We start from the raw sequence: 17,213 nt of genomic DNA on the forward strand, positions 1-17,213 counted from the left end.
ACCGAACGGAGGACGACCCATGACCGTCACGTCTCGCTCAGCCCAGGCCAGGACCGTACCGCGGACCGGGGTCAGGGACAGGTCCCGGGACGGCGTGCGCAACCGCTTCGAGACGCACCTGCTGACCCATTTCGGCCCGGTCTGGCGAGCCGCCCAGCGCAGCAGGTGGCTGCACCGCAGGCTCAACTCCACCCTCACCGATCTGGCGGTGCTCAAGGCGCCGCCGCGTCCCGACCCGCTGAGCACCAAGGCCCCGTACCCCTCCTGGGACTCCCTGACCGACCGCTCCTGGGTCGGCCGGCACCTGCCGCCGGTGGCCGCCGTGCGGAAGGACCTGCCCGCGCCGGAGAAGGTCGCCGAGCTGTTCCGGCGGGAGGGCGAGGGCCGCTGCTGCACCCGGTCCACCGCGCTGCTGCCGGCGTTCGCGCAGTGGTTCACCGACGGCTTCCTGCGCGGCCACGCCGCCACCGGCGACCCGCGCCGCACCGACTCGCCGCACACCCTGGACATGTCCCAGCTGTACGGCGACCGCGAGGAGGTCACCGCCTGCCTGCGCACCTTCGAGGGCGGCCGGATGAAGAGCCGGATCATCGGCGGGGCCGAGTTCCCGCCCGCCCTGTGCGAGGGCGGGCGGATCACGGAGGAGTTCCGGGCGATCAGACCGGCCCGGTTCGAGGAGGTGCCCGAGACGTACGTGGACACGCTGTTCGCGTGGGGCGGGGAACGCGCGCACGCGCACATCGGGCCGATGGCGATGAACGTCCTCTTCCTGCGCGAACACAACCGGGTCGCCGGCATCATCGCCGGCGCGCATCCGGACTGGGACGACGAACGCGTCTTCCAGACCACCCGCAACACCCTGATCGTGATGATGATCCGGGTGATGCTGGAGGAGTACATCAACCACATCACGCCGTACCACTTCGCGTTCGTCCTCGACCCCGTCCGCACCGACCGCGGGGTCTGGCACCGTGAGAACTGGGCGACGATCGAGTTCAGCCTGGTCTACCGCTGGCACAGCCTCGTCCCGTCCACGTACGGCCTGGGCGGCCGTGAGGTGCCGCTGGAGCGGACCGTCGCCAACGGTCAGCTGGTCCTGGACCGGGGCCTCGGCCCGCTGTTCGAGGACCTGTCCCGGCAACCCGCGGGCCAGGTCGGTCTGTTCAACACGGACGCGCTGCTGCTGCCGCTGGAGGCGCACGCCGTCGCCGTGGGCCGCGACCTGCGGCTGGCCTCGTACAACGACTACCGCGCCTACTACGGCTTCCCCCGGGTCACCGACCCGCGGCAGATCTCCGGTGACCCGCGGGTGCAGGAGGCGCTGCTCGACATGTACGGCGACATCGACGCGATCGACCTGTACGTCGGGTTGTTCGCCGAGGAGCCGGAGCCCGGTGCCGTCTTCGGCCGGCTGCTCGAACGCGTCATCTCCGTCGACGCGTTCTCCGAGGCGCTCAACAACCCGCTGCTGGCGCCCCGCCTGTTCACGCCCGGCACCTTCTCCCCCGAGGGCCTGCGGATCGTCCGCGGGACGCGCGGCTTCTCCGACCTGCTGCACCGCAACCTGCCGGAGGACAAGACGCGTTACTTCGTCTCGCTCGGCCGGAGCGCGGCGGACACCCGGACCCCGGCCCGCTGAGCCGGCCGGGACCGCCCGGCGGGGCGGCCGGCCGGGTTCAGGCTCCGGCTCGGGCGTGCGCGAGCAACGCCTCGGCGGCGGTGCGCAGTTGCTCCGCCGCCATGATGCAGGCGGCGGCCTGCTGCTCCAGGGTGGGGCGGCTCCACTCCGGTGCCGCCGGGCAGTCGCCGAGCGTGGCGGCCGTGGCGCGCAGCCGTCGCGCGTACTCCTCCATCAGCTCGGCGTCCGACCGGAGCGTACCGGCGCGGTCGGGGAGCCGGGTGTCGTACGGCGTCACTGCGGGGGACTCGGTCACCATGGTGTACTCCCGGTCGGCGGGCTGTGCGGAGGTGTCAGCGGGGCAGGAGGGCGCCGGCGCTGCGGTGCAGCATGAACTGGGGGCAGGTCAGGACGAACAGCGGCCGGGCCGTGTCGATACCGAGCCGGCGCAGCTGCCCGGCGAACGGTTCGGCGGCCGCGGTGTCCAGCCGCAGCCCGATTCCGCCGCCGCGGTGCAGGCGGAGCCGGCCGTGGGCCCGGACCAGGGTACGCACCGTGCTCTCGCCCCGGCGGCCGTAGAGGATCCAGTCGGCCTCGGGGCAGGGCACGCCCCGGCCGAGGCGGCCGTCGACGGTGATGCCGAGGTCCGGGGAGCCGGCACGGATCTCCCGGCCCATCAGGTCGGCCTCGGCGGTCACCCGCAGCACGGGCTGGCCCCAGATCTCCTGGGCGACGACGCGGGCCTCCTCGCTGGTCACGGCGAGGGAGAGGACGTAGCGGCCGGTGCGGCGCAGGTCGACGCGGCGCAGCAGGTCCAGGGCGACGTCGTAGGGGCTGGGCCGCCACAGGTCGTCCACCAGCAGGGAGAGGACGATCTCGGTGTAAGGGCCGATCGTGGTGCAGCGGTGCTCGTACACCGAGAGCACCGCCATGGCCCGCCGGCCCAGCCGGCTCGGTGCCAGCCACGTGACGTCGGGCAGCAAGCTCCGGGCCGTACCGGCGTCGACGGGGAAGCACAGATGGACGGCGGAGGAGTCGTAGTAGCGCACGGGTACGTCGACGGGGCCGGCCGCGGTGGGCACGGAGGCGGTGGGCAGGGTCAGGAAGGGGTAGCCCTCGGGCGGGTTGGCACGGTCCTTGAGCTGGTAGGCCTGGGTGCGCACGACAGGGCCCCGGTAAGGGGCGAGCGCGTCGTCGACACGCTCGCGGGCCTCGGGGATCACGGTCCTGAGGTGCTCGATGTACTCGTGGATCATGTGGCAGAGCGGGAACTCGTGACCGGGCCCGATGTAGTCGACCTCGTACCAGGCGGGGTGCGGGTCGAACGCGGTGCCCGCGCCGCGGCCGTCGAGGACGGGCACGATGTCGTGCTGGTTGGTGATGCTGGCGACCCAGGTGCGCGGGTCGGCGGGTCTCTTGCTGTCGACCGGGGAGCCGACGGCGACGACGTGGGTGACCCGGTAGGTGCGGCAGAACTCCTCGTCCTGGGCGAGGTTCATCAGGGCGATCCCGCCCTCGCTGTGCCCGATCAGCGCGAGGTCGGCGCCGCGCGGGATGCCGTAGTCGTCCAGGGCGAGGAGGATCGAGCGGGTGTACGGCGAGTCCGTCAGGAACAGGTTGCGCCAGGCGCCGACGAAGTCCTGCGGGGAGTCGTTGCGCGGGCGGCCCGGTGCCATGCCGGGCGCCTGGACGACGTAACGGACGACACCGTCCGGACCGCGCACGTTCTGCACGAGTATCCGCCCGTCGGTGGAGAGCATCTCGATGTTGCGCAGGAAACCGAGGAGGGAGCCTTCCAGCGCGATGACCTGCCTCTCCTGGCCGGTCAGCTCGACGGCCTCGGCGGCGCCCTCGCCCTTGTCCAGATGCGCGAGCCGGGCGGCGCTGACGCCGTGCAGCGGGTCGGCGGACAGCGCACGGCCGGCGGCCAGCGCCCAGCCGGTCTCGTCGTTCTGCGGGTCCTCGTCCAGCAGGGCGCGGATCGCGAGGAGTTCGGCCATCAGCGGGGCCAGCCCGGAAAGGGCGCGCTGGGCCCCCTGGTCCCGGAACAGCGCGCGCAGGGCCCGCACCGACTCCAGGTCCCGGTCGGCGGTGACGGCCTCCATCAACCGGCGCATGCCCGGATCGCGCTCGAACTCGGGGTGGTCGATGAGCACGGCGGCGATCCGCAGCCGCAGCGAGCCGACGGCCACCAGCGCCGCCAGGCTCTCCCGGCCCAGCACCTCCCCGGCCGCGCCCAGCACATGGCCCACGCCGTTCGGTGCCGTGATCGCCGAACCGCCCAAACCCTGCTTGTTGGTGAGGGCGCGCAGCAGCGCCCACCGGGCGGCGAGGCCGGTGCGGGGGCGCCGGCGCGCGGAGGCGGCCAGGTCCGGGGAGAACAGGGCGGTACTGGTGCGTGCGGACACCGCGCGGATGCCCTCGGCGACGTCCACCACGTCCCGCGCGCACCGGCGCAGCAGCTCCTGGACGCCCTGACCGTCCGGCACGGGCCGTCCGAGTGCGGTGCCCTCCGCTCGCATCCGACGCTCCCTCGGCTCGACGACGTGGGGACAGGGGCGGGGCCGCGTCCGCGGACGTGGCCTCGCCCCCATCGTCGGCCAGGGTGAGCGGGCCCGCACCTTCATCCATCCAGGTAGAGGATGCGCACGGCTGCCGTGCGGCCAGCCGAGCCTGGGCCGTGAGGTCGTACGACTGCCGCATAATCGCCGCACATGACTCCCTGCACTCCCCCGACGGCACCGGTCCCCCATCTGGCGGAGGGCTCGTCGTGACCACGTCCGCCGAACGCCCGGGGGGCCTGCGGTCCCCGCTTCCCGACACCGTCCCGGTCGGCCGGCCGCTGCGCACCGGTTACCTGCTGACCCTCGTGGTGGGCCCCCTCGCCGTCCTGGCGCTGACGCTGCCGGCGGCCCTGGCCGCCGGGTGGGGGCCACGATGGTACGACGCGGTCCTGGGGGCCGGGATGTACGCGCTGTCCATCATGGGCGTCACCGCCGGCTACCACCGGCACTTCACCCATCTGTCGTTCCGGGCGAAACGGCCGCTGCGGATCGCCCTCGGTGTCGCGGGCGGCCTCGCCCTGGAGGGCCCGGTGACCATGTGGGTGGCCGAACACCGCCGCCACCACCAGTACGCCGACCGGGAGGGCGACCCGCACTCGCCGTGGGCGTACGGCACCACCCGGCGGGCGCTGGCCAAGGGGCTGTGGCACGCCCAGGTCGGCTGGTTCTCCTCCTCACCCGTCCGCTCCCACTACCCGCGCTACGCGCCCGATCTGCTCGCCGACCCGGACGTGCGCCGCCTGGACCGCTGCTATCCGCTGACCGCCGCCGCCTCCCTCGGGCTGCCGCCCGCCCTGGTCCTGGCGGTCTCCCACGACTGGCACTGCGCGCTGGTCACGTTCTTCTGGGCGAGCCTCGTCCGGTACGCCGTCGTCCACCATGTCACCTGGTCGGTCAACTCCGTCGCACACGCCTTCGGTGCCCGGCACTACCGCACCCGCGACCAGTCCCGGGACGTGCCGTGGGTGGCGCTGCTGACCTTCGGCGAGGGCTGGCACAACCTCCACCACGCCGACCCCAGCAGCGCCCGGCACGGCGCCCTGGCGGGCCAGCCGGACCTCACGGCCTGGCTCATCGCCCGGTTCGAGCGGTGGGGCTGGGCGTACGACGTGCGCTGGCCGGACGGACAGCGGATCGCCGGCCGGCTGACCACCGAGGCGGCGGGGCGGCGGGCACCGCGGCGGCACGGCCGGGGCTGACGGCCGGTTGACGGGCCGGTTGACGGGCGGGGTCACGGGCGGGCTCGTGGTCAGGCGCCGGGAAAGTAGCGGGAGAAGGGGGTGGAGTCGACGGCCAACATGCCGTTGAAGGGGTGGTTGAGCTGGTAGACCAGCAGCACGGTGAACGTGATGAGACCCGTCAGCCCCATCACCATCACCACATGGGTGAGGCTCCTGCGCACCCCGAACATGAACATGAAGGCGACGGTCAGCACACCACCGACGATCAGCCCGAACCACAGCACCGGCGACAGGCTGTTGCCCACATCGGCCTCCCGGCCGCGCCGGGCGTCGTCCAGGGTGCTGAGCTGGGCCAGGGACTCCTGGAGCGTGGCCTGCTGGGCGGGGGTGGCGTCGGCCGGCACCTGGCTCGCGGCCCGGAGGTCGTTCAGCAGATCCCAGCCGCGCCGGCCGGGCGGCTGCCCGCTCCTCATTGCGGGCCACTCGGCGGACACCACGGTGTGCACGTACATGTCGACGGCTCCGCGCGTCTGTTCGGCCTGCGCGGCCGGGAGCCCGGCGGCCAGCAGGCGGATCTGGTGGGCGGCGCTCGCCTCCGCCTGCACATGACCCTCGGCGCCCGACCGGGACTCCCACACGGACACCATCGACAGCCCCAGCACCAGCGCGTACAGCACGCCGACCATCATGGAGATGTACTCGGCGACGTCCTCGCGGGGCTCCGCGTCCGGGGCGGGGGGCCAGTAGTGATGCCGGATCACCACGATGCCTGCGGCGATCACGGCGATCCCCAGCACGACGGCGAAGATCTCGATCATCGACTCGGTCTCCTGTCGGTTTTCTGCGGGGGGAAAGTCAGGGTTTGGGGGGGAGGGGGTTGGGGCGCTGGGGAGTCAGGGGCGGCTCATCCTGCCGCCGGTCACGGGCTGATGCGCCGGGAGCCCAGGAGGGCGGCGGCCAGGGCAGCAGGGATCAGCATCAGGAACAGCATGGTCAGCAGGCCGAGCCCGGTCGGACCGCCGCCGGGCCGTACGAAGCGGGAGATGATGGACGGGTTGTGCGGTGGCCGGGGAGGCGTCCGGGAGTTCCGCCCCGGCGGCCGGCCCGGTACCGCCGCCTGGCCGGTAGTTCCCTGGGCGGTAGTTCCCTGACCGGTGGTCGTCCGGCCGGTGGTCGTCCCACCTGTAGTCGTCCCACCTGTAGTCGTCCCACCTGTTGTCGTCCCGACTGCGACCGTCTGACCGGTGGCGCCCTGACCCCCGTTCGCCTGGCTACCGGTCGCCTGGCTACCGGTGGACTGCCCTCCTGTCTGCCGGCCGCCCGTTGACTGGCCGCCGGTTGATCCGCCCCCGATCGCTTCGCCGCCGGTGGCCCCACCGCCGGCGCCCTCACCGCCGGTCGCCCCGCCCTCGCCGGCCGTGGCGCCCGTTCCCGCCCCGGCGGAAGCCCCAGCTCCGGCCCCGGCGCCTGCTCCTGCTCCTGCCCCGGCGGCTGCGCCCGTTCCCGCCCCGGCGGCCCCACCTCCGGCGGCGCCTCCGCCACCGGCCGCTGCCGCTCCCCCTGCGGCTGCCGCGCCCGCGCCCGCGGCAACGCCGGCCGCCCCCGCGCCACCTGCGCCACCCGCACCAGCGGCGCCACCCGCTCCCACGCCGGCCCCCGCGCCCGCCGCTGCACCGCCAGCACCGCCAGCACCGCCAGCACCGCCAGCACCGGCACCAGTTCCCACTGCACCACCCGCACCAGTCGCGGCGCCGGCACCCGCTGCGGTGCCTGCTCCGGCCGCGGCGCCTCCTCCCGCTGCCGCAGTGCCTGCCCCGGCACCCGCCGCACCCGCACCCACTTCGGCACCTCCCGCACCGACTGCTCCCGCTCCGGCGGCCGTTCCCGCCCCGGCGGCCCCAGCTCCTGTCCCGGCACCCGCAGCCGCCCCTGCACCCGCAGCTGCCCCAGCCCCAGCCCCAGCCCCAGCCCCTGCAGCCGTACCCGCACCCGCACCTCCGCCCGCCGCCGCCCCGGCCACCGCCCCCGCGCCCCCGCCCCCGCCCCCGGCCCCGCCCCCAGCCACCGCCCCGACCCCCGCAGCGGCCCCCGGTGCTCCCACGGCCGTACCCGGCGCCGTGCCCGGAGGGAGGACTCCGGGGACGGGTGCGGGTCCGCCGGGGGGTGGCAGGGGTGGGGGTGACGGGAAGGTGACGCCGGGCGGCAGGGGCAGGACCGGTTGCGCCGGGGGCGGTGCCGGGACGGGGGGCGGTGGCGGGGCGGGAGGGGGGACGGCGGGGGGTGGAGTGGGGGGCGGTGGCACCGGGACCGGTGGTGGCGGGGGCGGGTAGAGCGTGAAGGAACCGGACGCGTCGGCCGTCAGCAGCGGCGGTCGCTTCGGGCAGCCGTCGGGCCGGAGGGTGCTGATCCGGTCGGTCCCGGTCACGTGCCCCTCGCTGAAGTACTGGCCCGCAGGCCGCTCCACGGTCGCCCGGCAGCGCACGGAGTCCCCGGGGTCGAGGCTCGGGACGGTGTCGTCGCCGGACGGGCAGACGATGCCGGGAGGCTGGAGCACGGAATCGGTGAGGCGGAGGTCGAACAGCGTACGGTTGCCGGTGTTGGACACGTCGTAGAGGACGGTGACCGGGCCGGGGGCCAGGGCCTGGCCCGGCACCCCCACCTCGGTCCCGACCGTCTCGGACAGGGCCGGCCGGCCGCCGACGCCGGCGTATCCGGAGCGGGTGGTGGCCCAGGACTTCTGGCCGAGGGAGGGGATGCGGCCCACGGCCGTGACGTCGGCGATCCAGGTGCCCTCGCGCGCGGTGGCCCACGCGGTGCAGGTGGCGGAGTCCAGTCCGCGGAGCATCGGGAGATGGTCGTCGCCGCCGGCGCAGCGGATCCTGGCACCCGGCAGCCCCGGGTCGTTCACCCGTACGTCGTACAGGTCGGCGCCGCTGCGGTTGATCAGCCGGTACGTCTTCACCAGCGGGTGGCCCACGCGGATGCCGGGGTGGGTCGCCCCGGTGCCCGGCCGGGTGTCGACCTCGACCTCCAGGGTGAGCCCGTCGCTACCCGCGCCGTCGGCGACGGCGCGGTCCAGCGGTCCGCCGGACACGGCCGCGAGCAGCGGCAGGAATACGGCGAGACGTGCCCCGAGGGCCACGCCAGCACCTCCCTAGTAGTCCTATGAACACTTAAATAGGACTAACAGGGCAGCATGGTGGCGTGCTTCGGCCCACGCCGGTCACGGTGCACAGCCGCACGAGGATCACTCCGGTGGCCGCGCGGCCGGCACCGGGACGCCTCAGCTGTCCGGCATCAGGCCCGCCGCGAGCGTGGCTCCCAGCTCCCAGCACGCCTGGGTGTCGCCCTTGCCCGGCGCACCGGTGACGGTCACCGCGTCTGCCGCCCGGCGCCAGGCAAGACCGGTGGTGACGGCCTCGACGGCGCGGACGGCTCCGGTGACGTCGTTGCCGCCGTGGACGTAGTAGCCGAACGGGCGGCCCCGGGTCTCGTCCAGGCAGGGGTAGTAGATCTGGTCGAAGAAGTGTTTGAGGGCGCCGGACATGTAGCCCAGGTTCGCGGGCGTGCCGAGCAGGTAGCCGTCGGCTTCGAGCACGTCGGAGGCGGTGGCGGACAGGGCTGCCCGGCGTACGACGCGCACACCCTCGATCTCGGGTGTCGTCGCGCCCGCCACGACGGCTTCGAGCAGCGCCTGGCAGTTCGGGGACGGCGTGTGATGGACGATCAGCAAGGTAGGCACGCACCGCACCCTGCCGTGCGCCCGCCGCTGCCCGCAAACGCCGGGTGCCCGGCAGGCGTCACGGGCGCCCGGCAGGGGTAGGACGGTGTCCGGCAGCCCGCACGCGGCGACGGAAGGGGACGTGGTGGCGCATGACGATCGCCGGGCACCGGCCGCCGGGGTGTTCGACGCGCTGGGAGTCGCCTACGAGGAGGCGTTCGCCGGGTCCGAACCGCACCGGGCGTCGCTGCGGTGGCTGCTGGAGCGGCTGGCGCCGGACAGCCGGGTGCTGGACGTGGGCAGCGGGACCGGACGGCCGACCGCGCAGACCCTCACCGAGGCCGGGCACCGGGTACTGGGCGTGGATGTCTCCCCGGTGATGACGGAGCTGGCCGCCCGGCAGGTGCCCGCCGCGGACTTCCGGCTCGCCGACATCCGGGAACTCCCGCTGGAGGAAGCCTCGTTCGACGCCGTGTGCGCCTACTTCCCGCTGCTCCAGATGTCCCGCGCGGAGCAGGCCGTCGTCGTGGCGAAGCTGGCCCGCGCCGTGCGGCCCGGCGGGTCGGTCGCACTGGCCACCGTGCCCCTCGACGTGGAGGACGCCGAGGGGTTCTTCATGGGGCAGCCGGTACGGGTGACGAGCTTCGCCGCCGGCGCCTTCACGGACCTGGTGACCGGGGCGGGCCTGACGGTACTGGCCGAGGAGCACGCCGTGTTCACCCCGGCCCATCCCGACGCCGTACCGGAGCCGCACCTGTTCCTGCACGCCCGGCGCGGGGCGCCGTGACGCCGGTCAGGGCTGGAGGGGCAGCAGCCGGCAGGTGGAGCCGGCGGGCCGGCCCGCGAGCCGGTCGGTGAGCCAGTCGACGGCGTCGCCCTGGTCGGCGAGCAGCGGCGCGAAGTGGTTGAGCAGGGCGCGACCCAACTGCGGTGCGAGGACCGGCACATAAGTGACGTCGGCGCCCTTGCGGCACCAGTCGACGGCCAGCCGGCGGGCCTGCGCGTGCGGGACGAGGTCGTCGTTGATCCCCGTCGCCACCCGCACCGGACCGGTGGGCTTCCCCGTGCCGATGCGCTGCCGGTCGAGGAAGTCCCGCAGTGCGGGCTCGGCCGCGACGACGTCGGCGAGGGAGGACCCGTCGGTCGTCCAGGCGGTGCTGTGCGCGGAGTTGTAGGAGAGGATCGCGTCGCCGACGCACATCGTGGACAGGTCGGCCAGCGCGGCCTTGCCCGCCGCGTTCAGATGCCGGTCGGCGATCGGCCTGAGCGCGGGATCGGACTCCAGGAAGCCGTTGACGGCCCAGCCCAGGGCGCCGGCCAGGTCGCTGCCGTCGATCGCCTCCGTCACCTTGGCGAGATCGGCGGGCGGTGCCCCCGAGTAGGTGCCGGCCAAGGTGATGTCGGGGGCGTAGGAGGGCTGGAGTTCGGCCGCGGCGGCGGTCGCCCCACCCCCCTGGCTGTAGCCGTACAGCCCGACGGGCGAGGCCGCCGTGACCGAGGTGCCCTCCAGGTTCCGGGCGGCGCGGACCGCGTCCAGCACGGCGTGGGCGCCGTCGAGCCGGTTGACGTAGGTGTGCAGTCTGTCGGTCGTGCCGAGTCCGGCGTAGTCGGTGACGACGACGGCCACCCCCTCGGCGAGCATGCGGTAGATCGCCAGGTCTTCGTAACCGACGGACACCGTACGGCCGTTGACGGTCAGCGGGTGTTCGAGGCCGAGCGAGGCAGCGCACTGGTCGCCCTGGCCCATGGTGCCGGGGGCCAGCGCGACCAGCGGGCGTGGTCCGCCGCGCTTCCACGCGGCGGCCGGTTCCAGGTAGGCGCCGGTCACCGCGACCGGCTGCCCGGCGGAGTCGGTCGACTTGTACATCAGCCGGGTGGCCCGGCCGGGCAGGGGTCCGTCGAGGCCCGGCAGGCTCAGCGCGAGCGGCAGCCGCTCGCTTCGGACCAGGGCGCCGTCGGCGGCGGGCAGCTCGGTCGGCGGGGTGTAGAAGGCCGGGATGGTGACACCGCGGGACACGACGGTCTCCGTGGCGGTGGCGGGGAGCGCGGCGGCGGTCTGGGCGCCGAGACAGGCGGCGACGGCGATCGCGAGGGTGGCGGGCACACGGGTGCGCACGGACATGGCGGACCTCCTGGGCGGTGGGGTGGGGCAGGGGGCGCCGGAGCGACTGGAGGGACCTTACTTTCGAGTAAGTTACCTGCGGTAGCCCTACGGAGGTCACGGTTGGATAAGGGTGACTTGTCGTCAGCAAGGGCTCCGAAGCTCGTCCGAGGCGCCGCTGTCCGCACGCTCGGCTACAGTGACCGGCCGGACAGTGGGGAGACGAAGGTGCAGGTCGGGATGGGGCGCGTGGAGGTCGTGGGGTTCGCGCGGAGGGCAGCCGTGGGCATGGCTGCGGGGGCGGCGCTGCTGACGACGGCGCTCAGCGGATGCGCCGGGCCGGGCCGGACGGACGGCACGGGCCGACCGAGCACATCCGGCACAGCGTCGGTATCGGCATCGGCATCGGCATCGGCCGAGGTGGGTCCGAGCGGTGGCACGGTCGGCGCCGCCGGTTCCGCCTGCGAACTGCCCGTCAGGTTCGACATCGCCCGGCACTGGAAAGCCAAGTCGATCGCCGCCGGGAAAGAGCCCGGCGAGGCGTCGGACAAGAAGGACGACACCCTCGGCGGGGCGCTCGCCGACAGCCTCCTCCGGCAGGGGCCGGTCACCGCGGCCTGTGAGATCGACGCCAAGCCCGCCGGGAACATCGGCTTCCTGCGCGTGTGGACCGGCAGGACGGGCGACGCCGACGCCGGTGGCGTGCTGCGCGCCTTCGTCGCCGCCGAGGACAACGTCAGCAAGGCGAAGTACCACTCCTTCACGACCGGCGGCGGCGTCTCCGCCGTGGAGGTGGAGTACCTCTGGACGAGCGAACTCCTGGAGGAGACCAAGAAGGAGAGCGCCTTCGCGGTCAGCACGCCCGACGGGCCGGTCGTCCTGCACCTCGGCGGTATGGACACCGAGGAGCACGAGGAGATGCGGCCCGCCTACGACCTCGCCAAGCACACCCTCGAACTGGCCTGAGGGCCGTCCGGCCCCGCGACGCGTTCAGGACGCGGCCGTTCCCCGGCCCAGGTAGGTGAGGGGGCCGGCGTCCGCGACCGGGATCATGTGGAAACCGAGCCGGTCGTAGAAGGCGCGGGCCGCCGTGTTGGCGGTGACCATGCCGAGATGGACCGCCCGTACGCCCCGCCCGCGCAGGGCGGCCAGGAAGGTGTGCAGCAACTGGCGGCCGTAGCCCCGCCGTTGCCAGTCCGGCAGCAGGTCGATGTGCAGATGGGCGGGATAGCCGGCGAGTTCGGGTACGAGCATCCGCTCCGGCCGGTGCAGGAGGTGGACCATCTCCTCGGTGGGCGTGCGGGGCGGCGCGGTGGGTTCCGGGTAGCGGCCGGCCAGCCGGGGGATCCAGGTCTTCCGGAAGTCGCTGACGAAGCGTCCGGTGTCCGCGGTCCCGACGATGTAGCCCACCGCCCGGCCCGTGCCGTCGTCCAGCACGAAGGCGAGGTCCGGGTCGAAGTGGACGTACGGCTCGGCGAAGAGCGCCGGCATGAGCCGCGGGTCGGGGTAGATCGCCCGGGAGTCACCTCCGTTGTGCGCGGTGCGGACACAGACGTCGGCCATGGCTTCGCGGTCGGCGGGGCGGCAGGGGCGGATGGCGGGGGCGGGATGCGGAGGAAGAGAGGGCATACCGGCAGTCTGGCCGCACTGGGAGCGCTCCCACAAGAGAATGGATCAGGGTACGCCACGGCGGCCCCCCTCGATGGAAGGGGGCCGCCGTGGGGGCTGCCGGACGGACCGGTGTCGTCAGGTGCTGGTGATCATGTGCGGCCGGTGGGTCCCCGTGGTCAGTAGGGCAGGCGACGGGCTCGGATGAGCATGAACAGGCCCGAGAGGGCGAGCAGCGTGCCGATGGCCGCGGGCCACAGGTGGGCCCCGGTCTCCGCCAGCCCGCCCCCGGCCGCCTGGGGCGGGGTCTTCGCGGTCACGGGCGGGACGTACCCGGCGGCGGTGGCCTGGTCCGACGCCGAGGACGCGGGTGCGGACGGGGCCGGTGCCGGCCGGGCCGACGTGGAACGGGAAGGGGCGGAAGCGGCCGGAGCGGGCCTGCCTGCCTGGTCGCCCACACTCCCGGCGTCCGTCCCGTCCTGCTTGGTGGTGCGGGCCGGCGCGGTGTTCGCCTCGGTCCTCGGCACCTCATCGGCGCGGGAGGCCGACGGCCTCGGCGCGGAGGTAGCGCCTCCGCCGGGCTTCGTGGCCGTGTCGCCGGGCTCGGTGGCCGTGTCGCCGCCGGGCTTCGCGCCGGTGTCGCCACCGGGCTTCGTGCCGGTGCCGCCGCCGGGCTCCGTCGTGGTCCCGTCACCGGGGGCGGGGGTCGCCGGGGACCCGGAGGTCGCCGTGGGCGCCGCGGTCGTACCCGGGCCGCCGGTACCCGCCGTCGGCGTCGCGGTCGTACCGTCACCTCCGTCGCCGTTGCCGTCACCACCTCCGCTGCCGCCGGAAGGGCCGCACGTGCGGCCGGAGTTGATGCAGTCGACCATCTCGCGCATCAGGTCCTCGTCGAAGACGTTGATGAAGTCGCCGTGATCGGTGACGGGCTTGTGCAGCTGCTCGGGGAAGGAGTCCACCGCGAACAGGGGGACGGTACGGCCGCCGTCCGCGAGGCTCGGTGCGGCGACGCCGTAGACGATGCGCTGCACCAGCTGCGGTATGGGCCGGAAGCCGGCCGGGCAGGAGCCGTCGACGGTGGCGAACGCGACGTGGGTGCGGTGGTTGGCGCTGTCGATGTTGCGGCCGTCCCAGCAGCTCTGGAACCGGAAGGTGCGCACGACGTCGCTGCCCTGGGGGCAGAGCGGATACTTGTCCTTCAGCTGCCGGTCCTCGTGACCGGTGCAGCTCCAGGACGCGTTGGCGTTGCCGGGACCGTTGACGAAGGCCTTGGCGTCGCCGGTGATGATGCGCAGCAGGCGCGGCATGGCGGTGACCTTGCCGCGCGGGTTGCCGACGAACGTCAGCGTGACCGCCTTCGGGGTGACGATCTGGCCGGCGTTGCCCTCCGTACCGCCGCCCGGGGCGCCCGCGTCCCGTTCCTGACTGCCGTTCTGTAGGCGCAGCACCGGCCAGTAGTACGTGGACCTGTCGCCCTGGTCCACACAGCTCGTGGCGGCTTTCGCCAGGTCGCCGTCACCGGCGAAGGCGTTGTTGCCCTGGTTGCCGACGTAGTCGTGGAAGTGGTGGGCGCCGTTGGAGACGCCGGGGGCGACGATGACGTTGTCCGAGTTGAACAGGCCGTTCGCGTTGACACCGCAGTCGGAGGTGAAGGTGCCGCGCGAGGCGTCGGACCCCGGGGAGGCGGCCGGCGCGTCGGGCTGCACGGAGGTGATGTCCGCGTAGTCGGAGACGACCGGCCCGTTGCCGGCCTGACCAGCCCCGTTCTGGCCCTGGCCGGTGCCGTTCTGCCCCTGCCCGGCTCCCCCCTGGCCCTGGCCGGTGCCGCTCGGGGTGGCCGTGGGCTGGCCGGTGTCGCCGGGGCGCAGGGTGCAGGCGGCCAGGTCGTCCAGGCCCTGCGGGTGCTCCCCCGCCCGGCCGAGGGCGTCGGTGAGGCGCCCGATGGAGGCGGACCGCTTGCCCTTCAGCGGGTTCATGATCGTGTCGGGGGCGGATCCGGCGTCCTGGCCGCCACCGTCCCGTCCCCACCGCTGGAGTTGCCGGTAGGCCGCCGCGGTCTGCTGGTCGAGCAGGGCGAGTTCACGGTCGACGTCCGGGCGCGCCGCGTCCGGAACCGCCGTCAGCCGGCTGCCGACATCGGGGCAGTCGATCGTCGCCATGCCCGTGGACAGCACCCGTCCGGTGGAGTCCGTGCCGGAGCCGTCGCCCCAGCCCTCGCTTGCCGAGGCGTAGACGTTCACCGCGGCCAGGCCGGCTCCGCCCAGCATCAGGGCGAGCGCCGCGAGGGTCGCGCGTCGTGCGCCGGTCGGGCGTCTGCGCCTGTTGCGTACCAAGGTCGTCCTCTGTGTGTGCTCGCGGTCGGACATGGAATTCCCCCGCTTCATACGGAGGGCGGAGCCGTCGTGTTCAACGGGATCGCGAATTCACCGGAGTCTCACAGGAAACCACGCGCCCCGCCTCTTCCCACTCGAACCTCGTCGCGAACATCACGAATATGTATCGGACATTCCACACCTCAACCTTCACACGAGGTACACACGTTGGCTAGGTTGACGCTCGGCCCGGCCGGCTCAGTACCGGCGAGCGGCCCAACTGCCCTGCGGGGCGAGGAAGGAGCACGTCTTCCATGGCGCCGGAGAGCCGCGACGAGGTTCGTCAACGGATCGAGTCCCTCTATGACCAGGCCGAGAACGCGACCGGCAACTTCAACGCCACCCGGGCCATGGCCGCCCAACGGCGGTCGCGTGGCGTGCCGTTGGCCAAGCGGACGGGCAGGCGCGCGGAACCGTCGCTGGACACGATGGCCCGGCAGTGGTTCGACGCGGCCCGCGCCAAGCTCGGCCCGACCGTCCCCGCCGTACTGCCGTCCGACCGCCTGCCCGAGCGCCCGGCCGCCCCGCCGCGTCCCCAGGGTCTCGACGGGGGCGGTGACCTGGCAGGCGGCGCGCGGGCGGCCCTGCCCCCGGGGCCGTCGGCACGCACGCCCCAGGCGTTGGAGCGGGGCGCGGGAGGCGCGATCGGCGAGTTGCCGGCCGGGAGTACGGGAGGCCGGCCGGGCGGCGGACAGGCCATGGGCGAGCTGACCGCCGGACCCGCCGGCTACCCGTGGGCGGCCGAGGGGACCGGGATCCTGCCGAGCGGCGGGCAGACTACGGGCGAACCCGCGGACGGGCCGATGCTGGTGAGTGCGGTCGGCCGGGCGACGGCGATGCTGGAAGGCGGGCGGACGGTACCGCCCGATCCGGCACTGCCCCCGCACCTTCCGGCTGCCGGGGACCTGATCCCCGCCGAAGCGCCCGGCCGGAGCAGGACCGAACTGGCGATGGCGGGTGGCTCGGTGGGCCTGCCGGACCTCGTGGAGCAGGCGCCGGCCGGTACCGGCGCCGCCGGGACGGGCGCCGCCGGGACGGGCCTGCTTCCGGCCGCCGCACTGCCCCTCGCGCAGGCGAACCGGGTCCAGACCCCCAGGACACTGCCCGGTGCCGCGCCGGGTCGCCCCTCCCCCACCGTGTCCAAGGGCGACAGCCGGCGCAAACTCACCGCGGCCCGCGACCTGCTCGCCCGGCACGCCTCCCCGCTCGCCCCGGCTCCCACGTCGGTTCAGCCCGCGTACGCGCAGACCGCGTGGGGCTCCGGCGCTCAGCCGACGCCCTGGGCTACGTCGACTGCGGCGCCCGCGGTTCCGCTGGTACCCGAGACTCCGTCAGTGGCGCTCTTGGCCCTCGACGTTGCGGCCGTGGCGACGCCTGCCGTGACGCACACCGCCGGCTCCCTCCCCGTCGCGATGTACCCGGCGGCCGGCACGGGCGGCCACCCGGCCATGCCGGCCCCCGGCATGACGACCTCCGCCTCCGTCACGGACACGGGCTCGTACCCGCACCCGGCCGCATCCACATCCGTCGGCGCCGGCGGCATCGGGGTCGGCGTCGACTCCCGGGCCCTGCGGGCCGCCAAGGCGATCGCGTTCGCCCGGGCGCAGGTCGGGAGGCCGTGCGTGTGGGGGGCGACCGGACCGGGTTCGTACGACTGCTCCAGCCTCGTCCAGGCCGCGTGGAAGGCCGCCGGGGTCATGCTGCCGCGCGCGGCCCACGAGCAGGCCCTGGCCGGCACCCCGGTCACGGTGGCCGGTGCGGAACCCGGTGACCTCGTCCTCTTCTTCGACGACGACCGGCATGTGGGTCTCTATGTCGGTGACGGGATGATGGTGCACGCCCCGGGGCCGGGGTCGACCATCCGCGAGGAGTCGGTCTACGGGGCCGGGGAGGCGGCGATCCACCGCGTGGTCCGGCCCGCGTGACCCGGAGGCGGCAGACGGGAGGGGCGGCGACACCCGGCTCATAAGTCGGTCCTCGACAACCCATAAGATCGCCTTATGAGGTCATAGGGCAGACCCCCGTACCTACTTAGGTGTGCCTTAGTT

Annotated in this window: 12 protein-coding genes; 5 read left to right on the forward strand and 7 right to left on the reverse strand. The window is 74.1% G+C overall.

From position 1 onward, the window contains the following. The first annotated feature begins 19 nt into the window (after positions 1–19). The gene (locus AB0F03_RS15430) at positions 20–1,639 is read left to right on the forward strand and encodes a peroxidase family protein (protein ID WP_361991145.1); all 1,620 of its coding nucleotides are present in this window, start codon (positions 20–22) and stop codon (positions 1,637–1,639) included. Positions 1,640–1,676: 37 nt separating this feature from the next. On the opposite strand, the gene AB0F03_RS15435 is transcribed toward AB0F03_RS15430, so the two are convergent. Together AB0F03_RS15435 and AB0F03_RS15440 are read right to left on the reverse strand one after the other, a co-directional pair. Next, the gene (locus AB0F03_RS15435; protein WP_361991148.1) at positions 1,677–1,937 is read right to left on the reverse strand and encodes a hypothetical protein; all 261 of its coding nucleotides are present in this window, start codon (positions 1,935–1,937) and stop codon (positions 1,677–1,679) included. A gap of 34 nt (positions 1,938–1,971) precedes the next feature. Next, on the reverse strand, positions 1,972–4,140 hold the full coding sequence (locus AB0F03_RS15440; RefSeq protein WP_361991151.1) for an acetoacetate decarboxylase family protein: 2,169 nt from the start codon (positions 4,138–4,140) through the stop codon (positions 1,972–1,974). Between the two features lie 248 nt (positions 4,141–4,388). On the opposite strand from AB0F03_RS15440, the gene AB0F03_RS15445 reads away from it, so the two are divergent. After that, on the forward strand, positions 4,389–5,381 hold the full coding sequence (locus AB0F03_RS15445) for an acyl-CoA desaturase (RefSeq protein WP_361991154.1): 993 nt from the start codon (positions 4,389–4,391) through the stop codon (positions 5,379–5,381). Between the two features lie 50 nt (positions 5,382–5,431). Here AB0F03_RS15445 and AB0F03_RS15450 read toward each other — a convergent pair whose 3' ends face one another. Beyond that, on the reverse strand, positions 5,432–6,181 hold the full coding sequence (locus AB0F03_RS15450; protein ID WP_361991156.1) for a hypothetical protein: 750 nt from the start codon (positions 6,179–6,181) through the stop codon (positions 5,432–5,434). Positions 6,182–8,646: 2,465 nt separating this feature from the next. Continuing rightward, positions 8,647–9,105 (reverse strand): NAD(P)H-dependent oxidoreductase, encoded by a 459-nt coding sequence (locus AB0F03_RS15455; RefSeq protein WP_361991158.1) that lies wholly within the window; start codon positions 9,103–9,105, stop codon positions 8,647–8,649. Positions 9,106–9,229: 124 nt separating this feature from the next. Between AB0F03_RS15455 and AB0F03_RS15460 the strand changes: the two genes are divergently transcribed. Then, positions 9,230–9,871: a class I SAM-dependent methyltransferase gene (locus AB0F03_RS15460; protein WP_361991161.1), complete on the forward strand. Its 642-nt coding sequence runs from the start codon at positions 9,230–9,232 to the stop codon at positions 9,869–9,871. A 6-nt stretch (positions 9,872–9,877) separates the two neighbouring features. Here AB0F03_RS15460 and AB0F03_RS15465 read toward each other — a convergent pair whose 3' ends face one another. Continuing rightward, complete coding sequence (locus AB0F03_RS15465; protein ID WP_361991164.1) at positions 9,878–11,206, reverse strand: lipase family protein; 1,329 nt, start codon at positions 11,204–11,206, stop codon at positions 9,878–9,880. 267 nt (positions 11,207–11,473) lie between these two features. Here AB0F03_RS15465 and AB0F03_RS15470 point away from each other — a divergent pair, with 267 nt between their 5' ends. Continuing rightward, entirely contained in the window at positions 11,474–12,151 is a 678-nt protein-coding gene (locus AB0F03_RS15470) for a lipoprotein (protein WP_361991512.1), read from the forward strand. 24 nt (positions 12,152–12,175) lie between these two features. On the opposite strand, the gene AB0F03_RS15475 is transcribed toward AB0F03_RS15470, so the two are convergent. Together AB0F03_RS15475 and AB0F03_RS15480 are read right to left on the reverse strand one after the other, a co-directional pair. Continuing rightward, a complete protein-coding gene (locus tag AB0F03_RS15475) occupies positions 12,176–12,814 on the reverse strand; it encodes a GNAT family N-acetyltransferase (RefSeq protein WP_361991167.1) in 639 nt (212 codons plus the stop codon). A gap of 158 nt (positions 12,815–12,972) precedes the next feature. Then, a complete protein-coding gene (locus AB0F03_RS15480; RefSeq protein WP_361991515.1) occupies positions 12,973–15,060 on the reverse strand; it encodes a DUF1996 domain-containing protein in 2,088 nt (695 codons plus the stop codon). Between the two features lie 1,088 nt (positions 15,061–16,148). Here AB0F03_RS15480 and AB0F03_RS15485 point away from each other — a divergent pair. Further along, positions 16,149–17,090, forward strand: a complete 942-nt coding sequence (locus tag AB0F03_RS15485) for an NlpC/P60 family protein (protein ID WP_361991518.1) — start codon at positions 16,149–16,151, stop codon at positions 17,088–17,090. Positions 17,091–17,213: the final 123 nt, after the last annotated feature.

It is taken from the genome of Streptomyces sp. NPDC028722, assembly GCF_040637655.1.
Lineage (GTDB): Bacteria > Actinomycetota > Actinomycetes > Streptomycetales > Streptomycetaceae > Streptomyces.

Coding starts and splice junctions, on each gene's coding strand:
- AB0F03_RS15440 (WP_361991151.1), bottom strand. CDS start 4,140: ATGCGAGCGGAGGGCACCGCACTCGGACGGCCCGTGCCGGACGGTCAG.
- AB0F03_RS15475 (WP_361991167.1), bottom strand. CDS start 12,814: ATGCCCTCTCTTCCTCCGCATCCCGCCCCCGCCATCCGCCCCTGCCGC.
- AB0F03_RS15470 (WP_361991512.1), top strand. CDS start 11,474: ATGGCTGCGGGGGCGGCGCTGCTGACGACGGCGCTCAGCGGATGCGCC.
- AB0F03_RS15430 (WP_361991145.1), top strand. CDS start 20: ATGACCGTCACGTCTCGCTCAGCCCAGGCCAGGACCGTACCGCGGACC.
- AB0F03_RS15435 (WP_361991148.1), bottom strand. CDS start 1,937: ATGGTGACCGAGTCCCCCGCAGTGACGCCGTACGACACCCGGCTCCCC.
- AB0F03_RS15480 (WP_361991515.1), bottom strand. CDS start 15,060: ATGCTGGGCGGAGCCGGCCTGGCCGCGGTGAACGTCTACGCCTCGGCA.
- AB0F03_RS15450 (WP_361991156.1), bottom strand. CDS start 6,181: ATGATCGAGATCTTCGCCGTCGTGCTGGGGATCGCCGTGATCGCCGCA.
- AB0F03_RS15465 (WP_361991164.1), bottom strand. CDS start 11,206: ATGTCCGTGCGCACCCGTGTGCCCGCCACCCTCGCGATCGCCGTCGCC.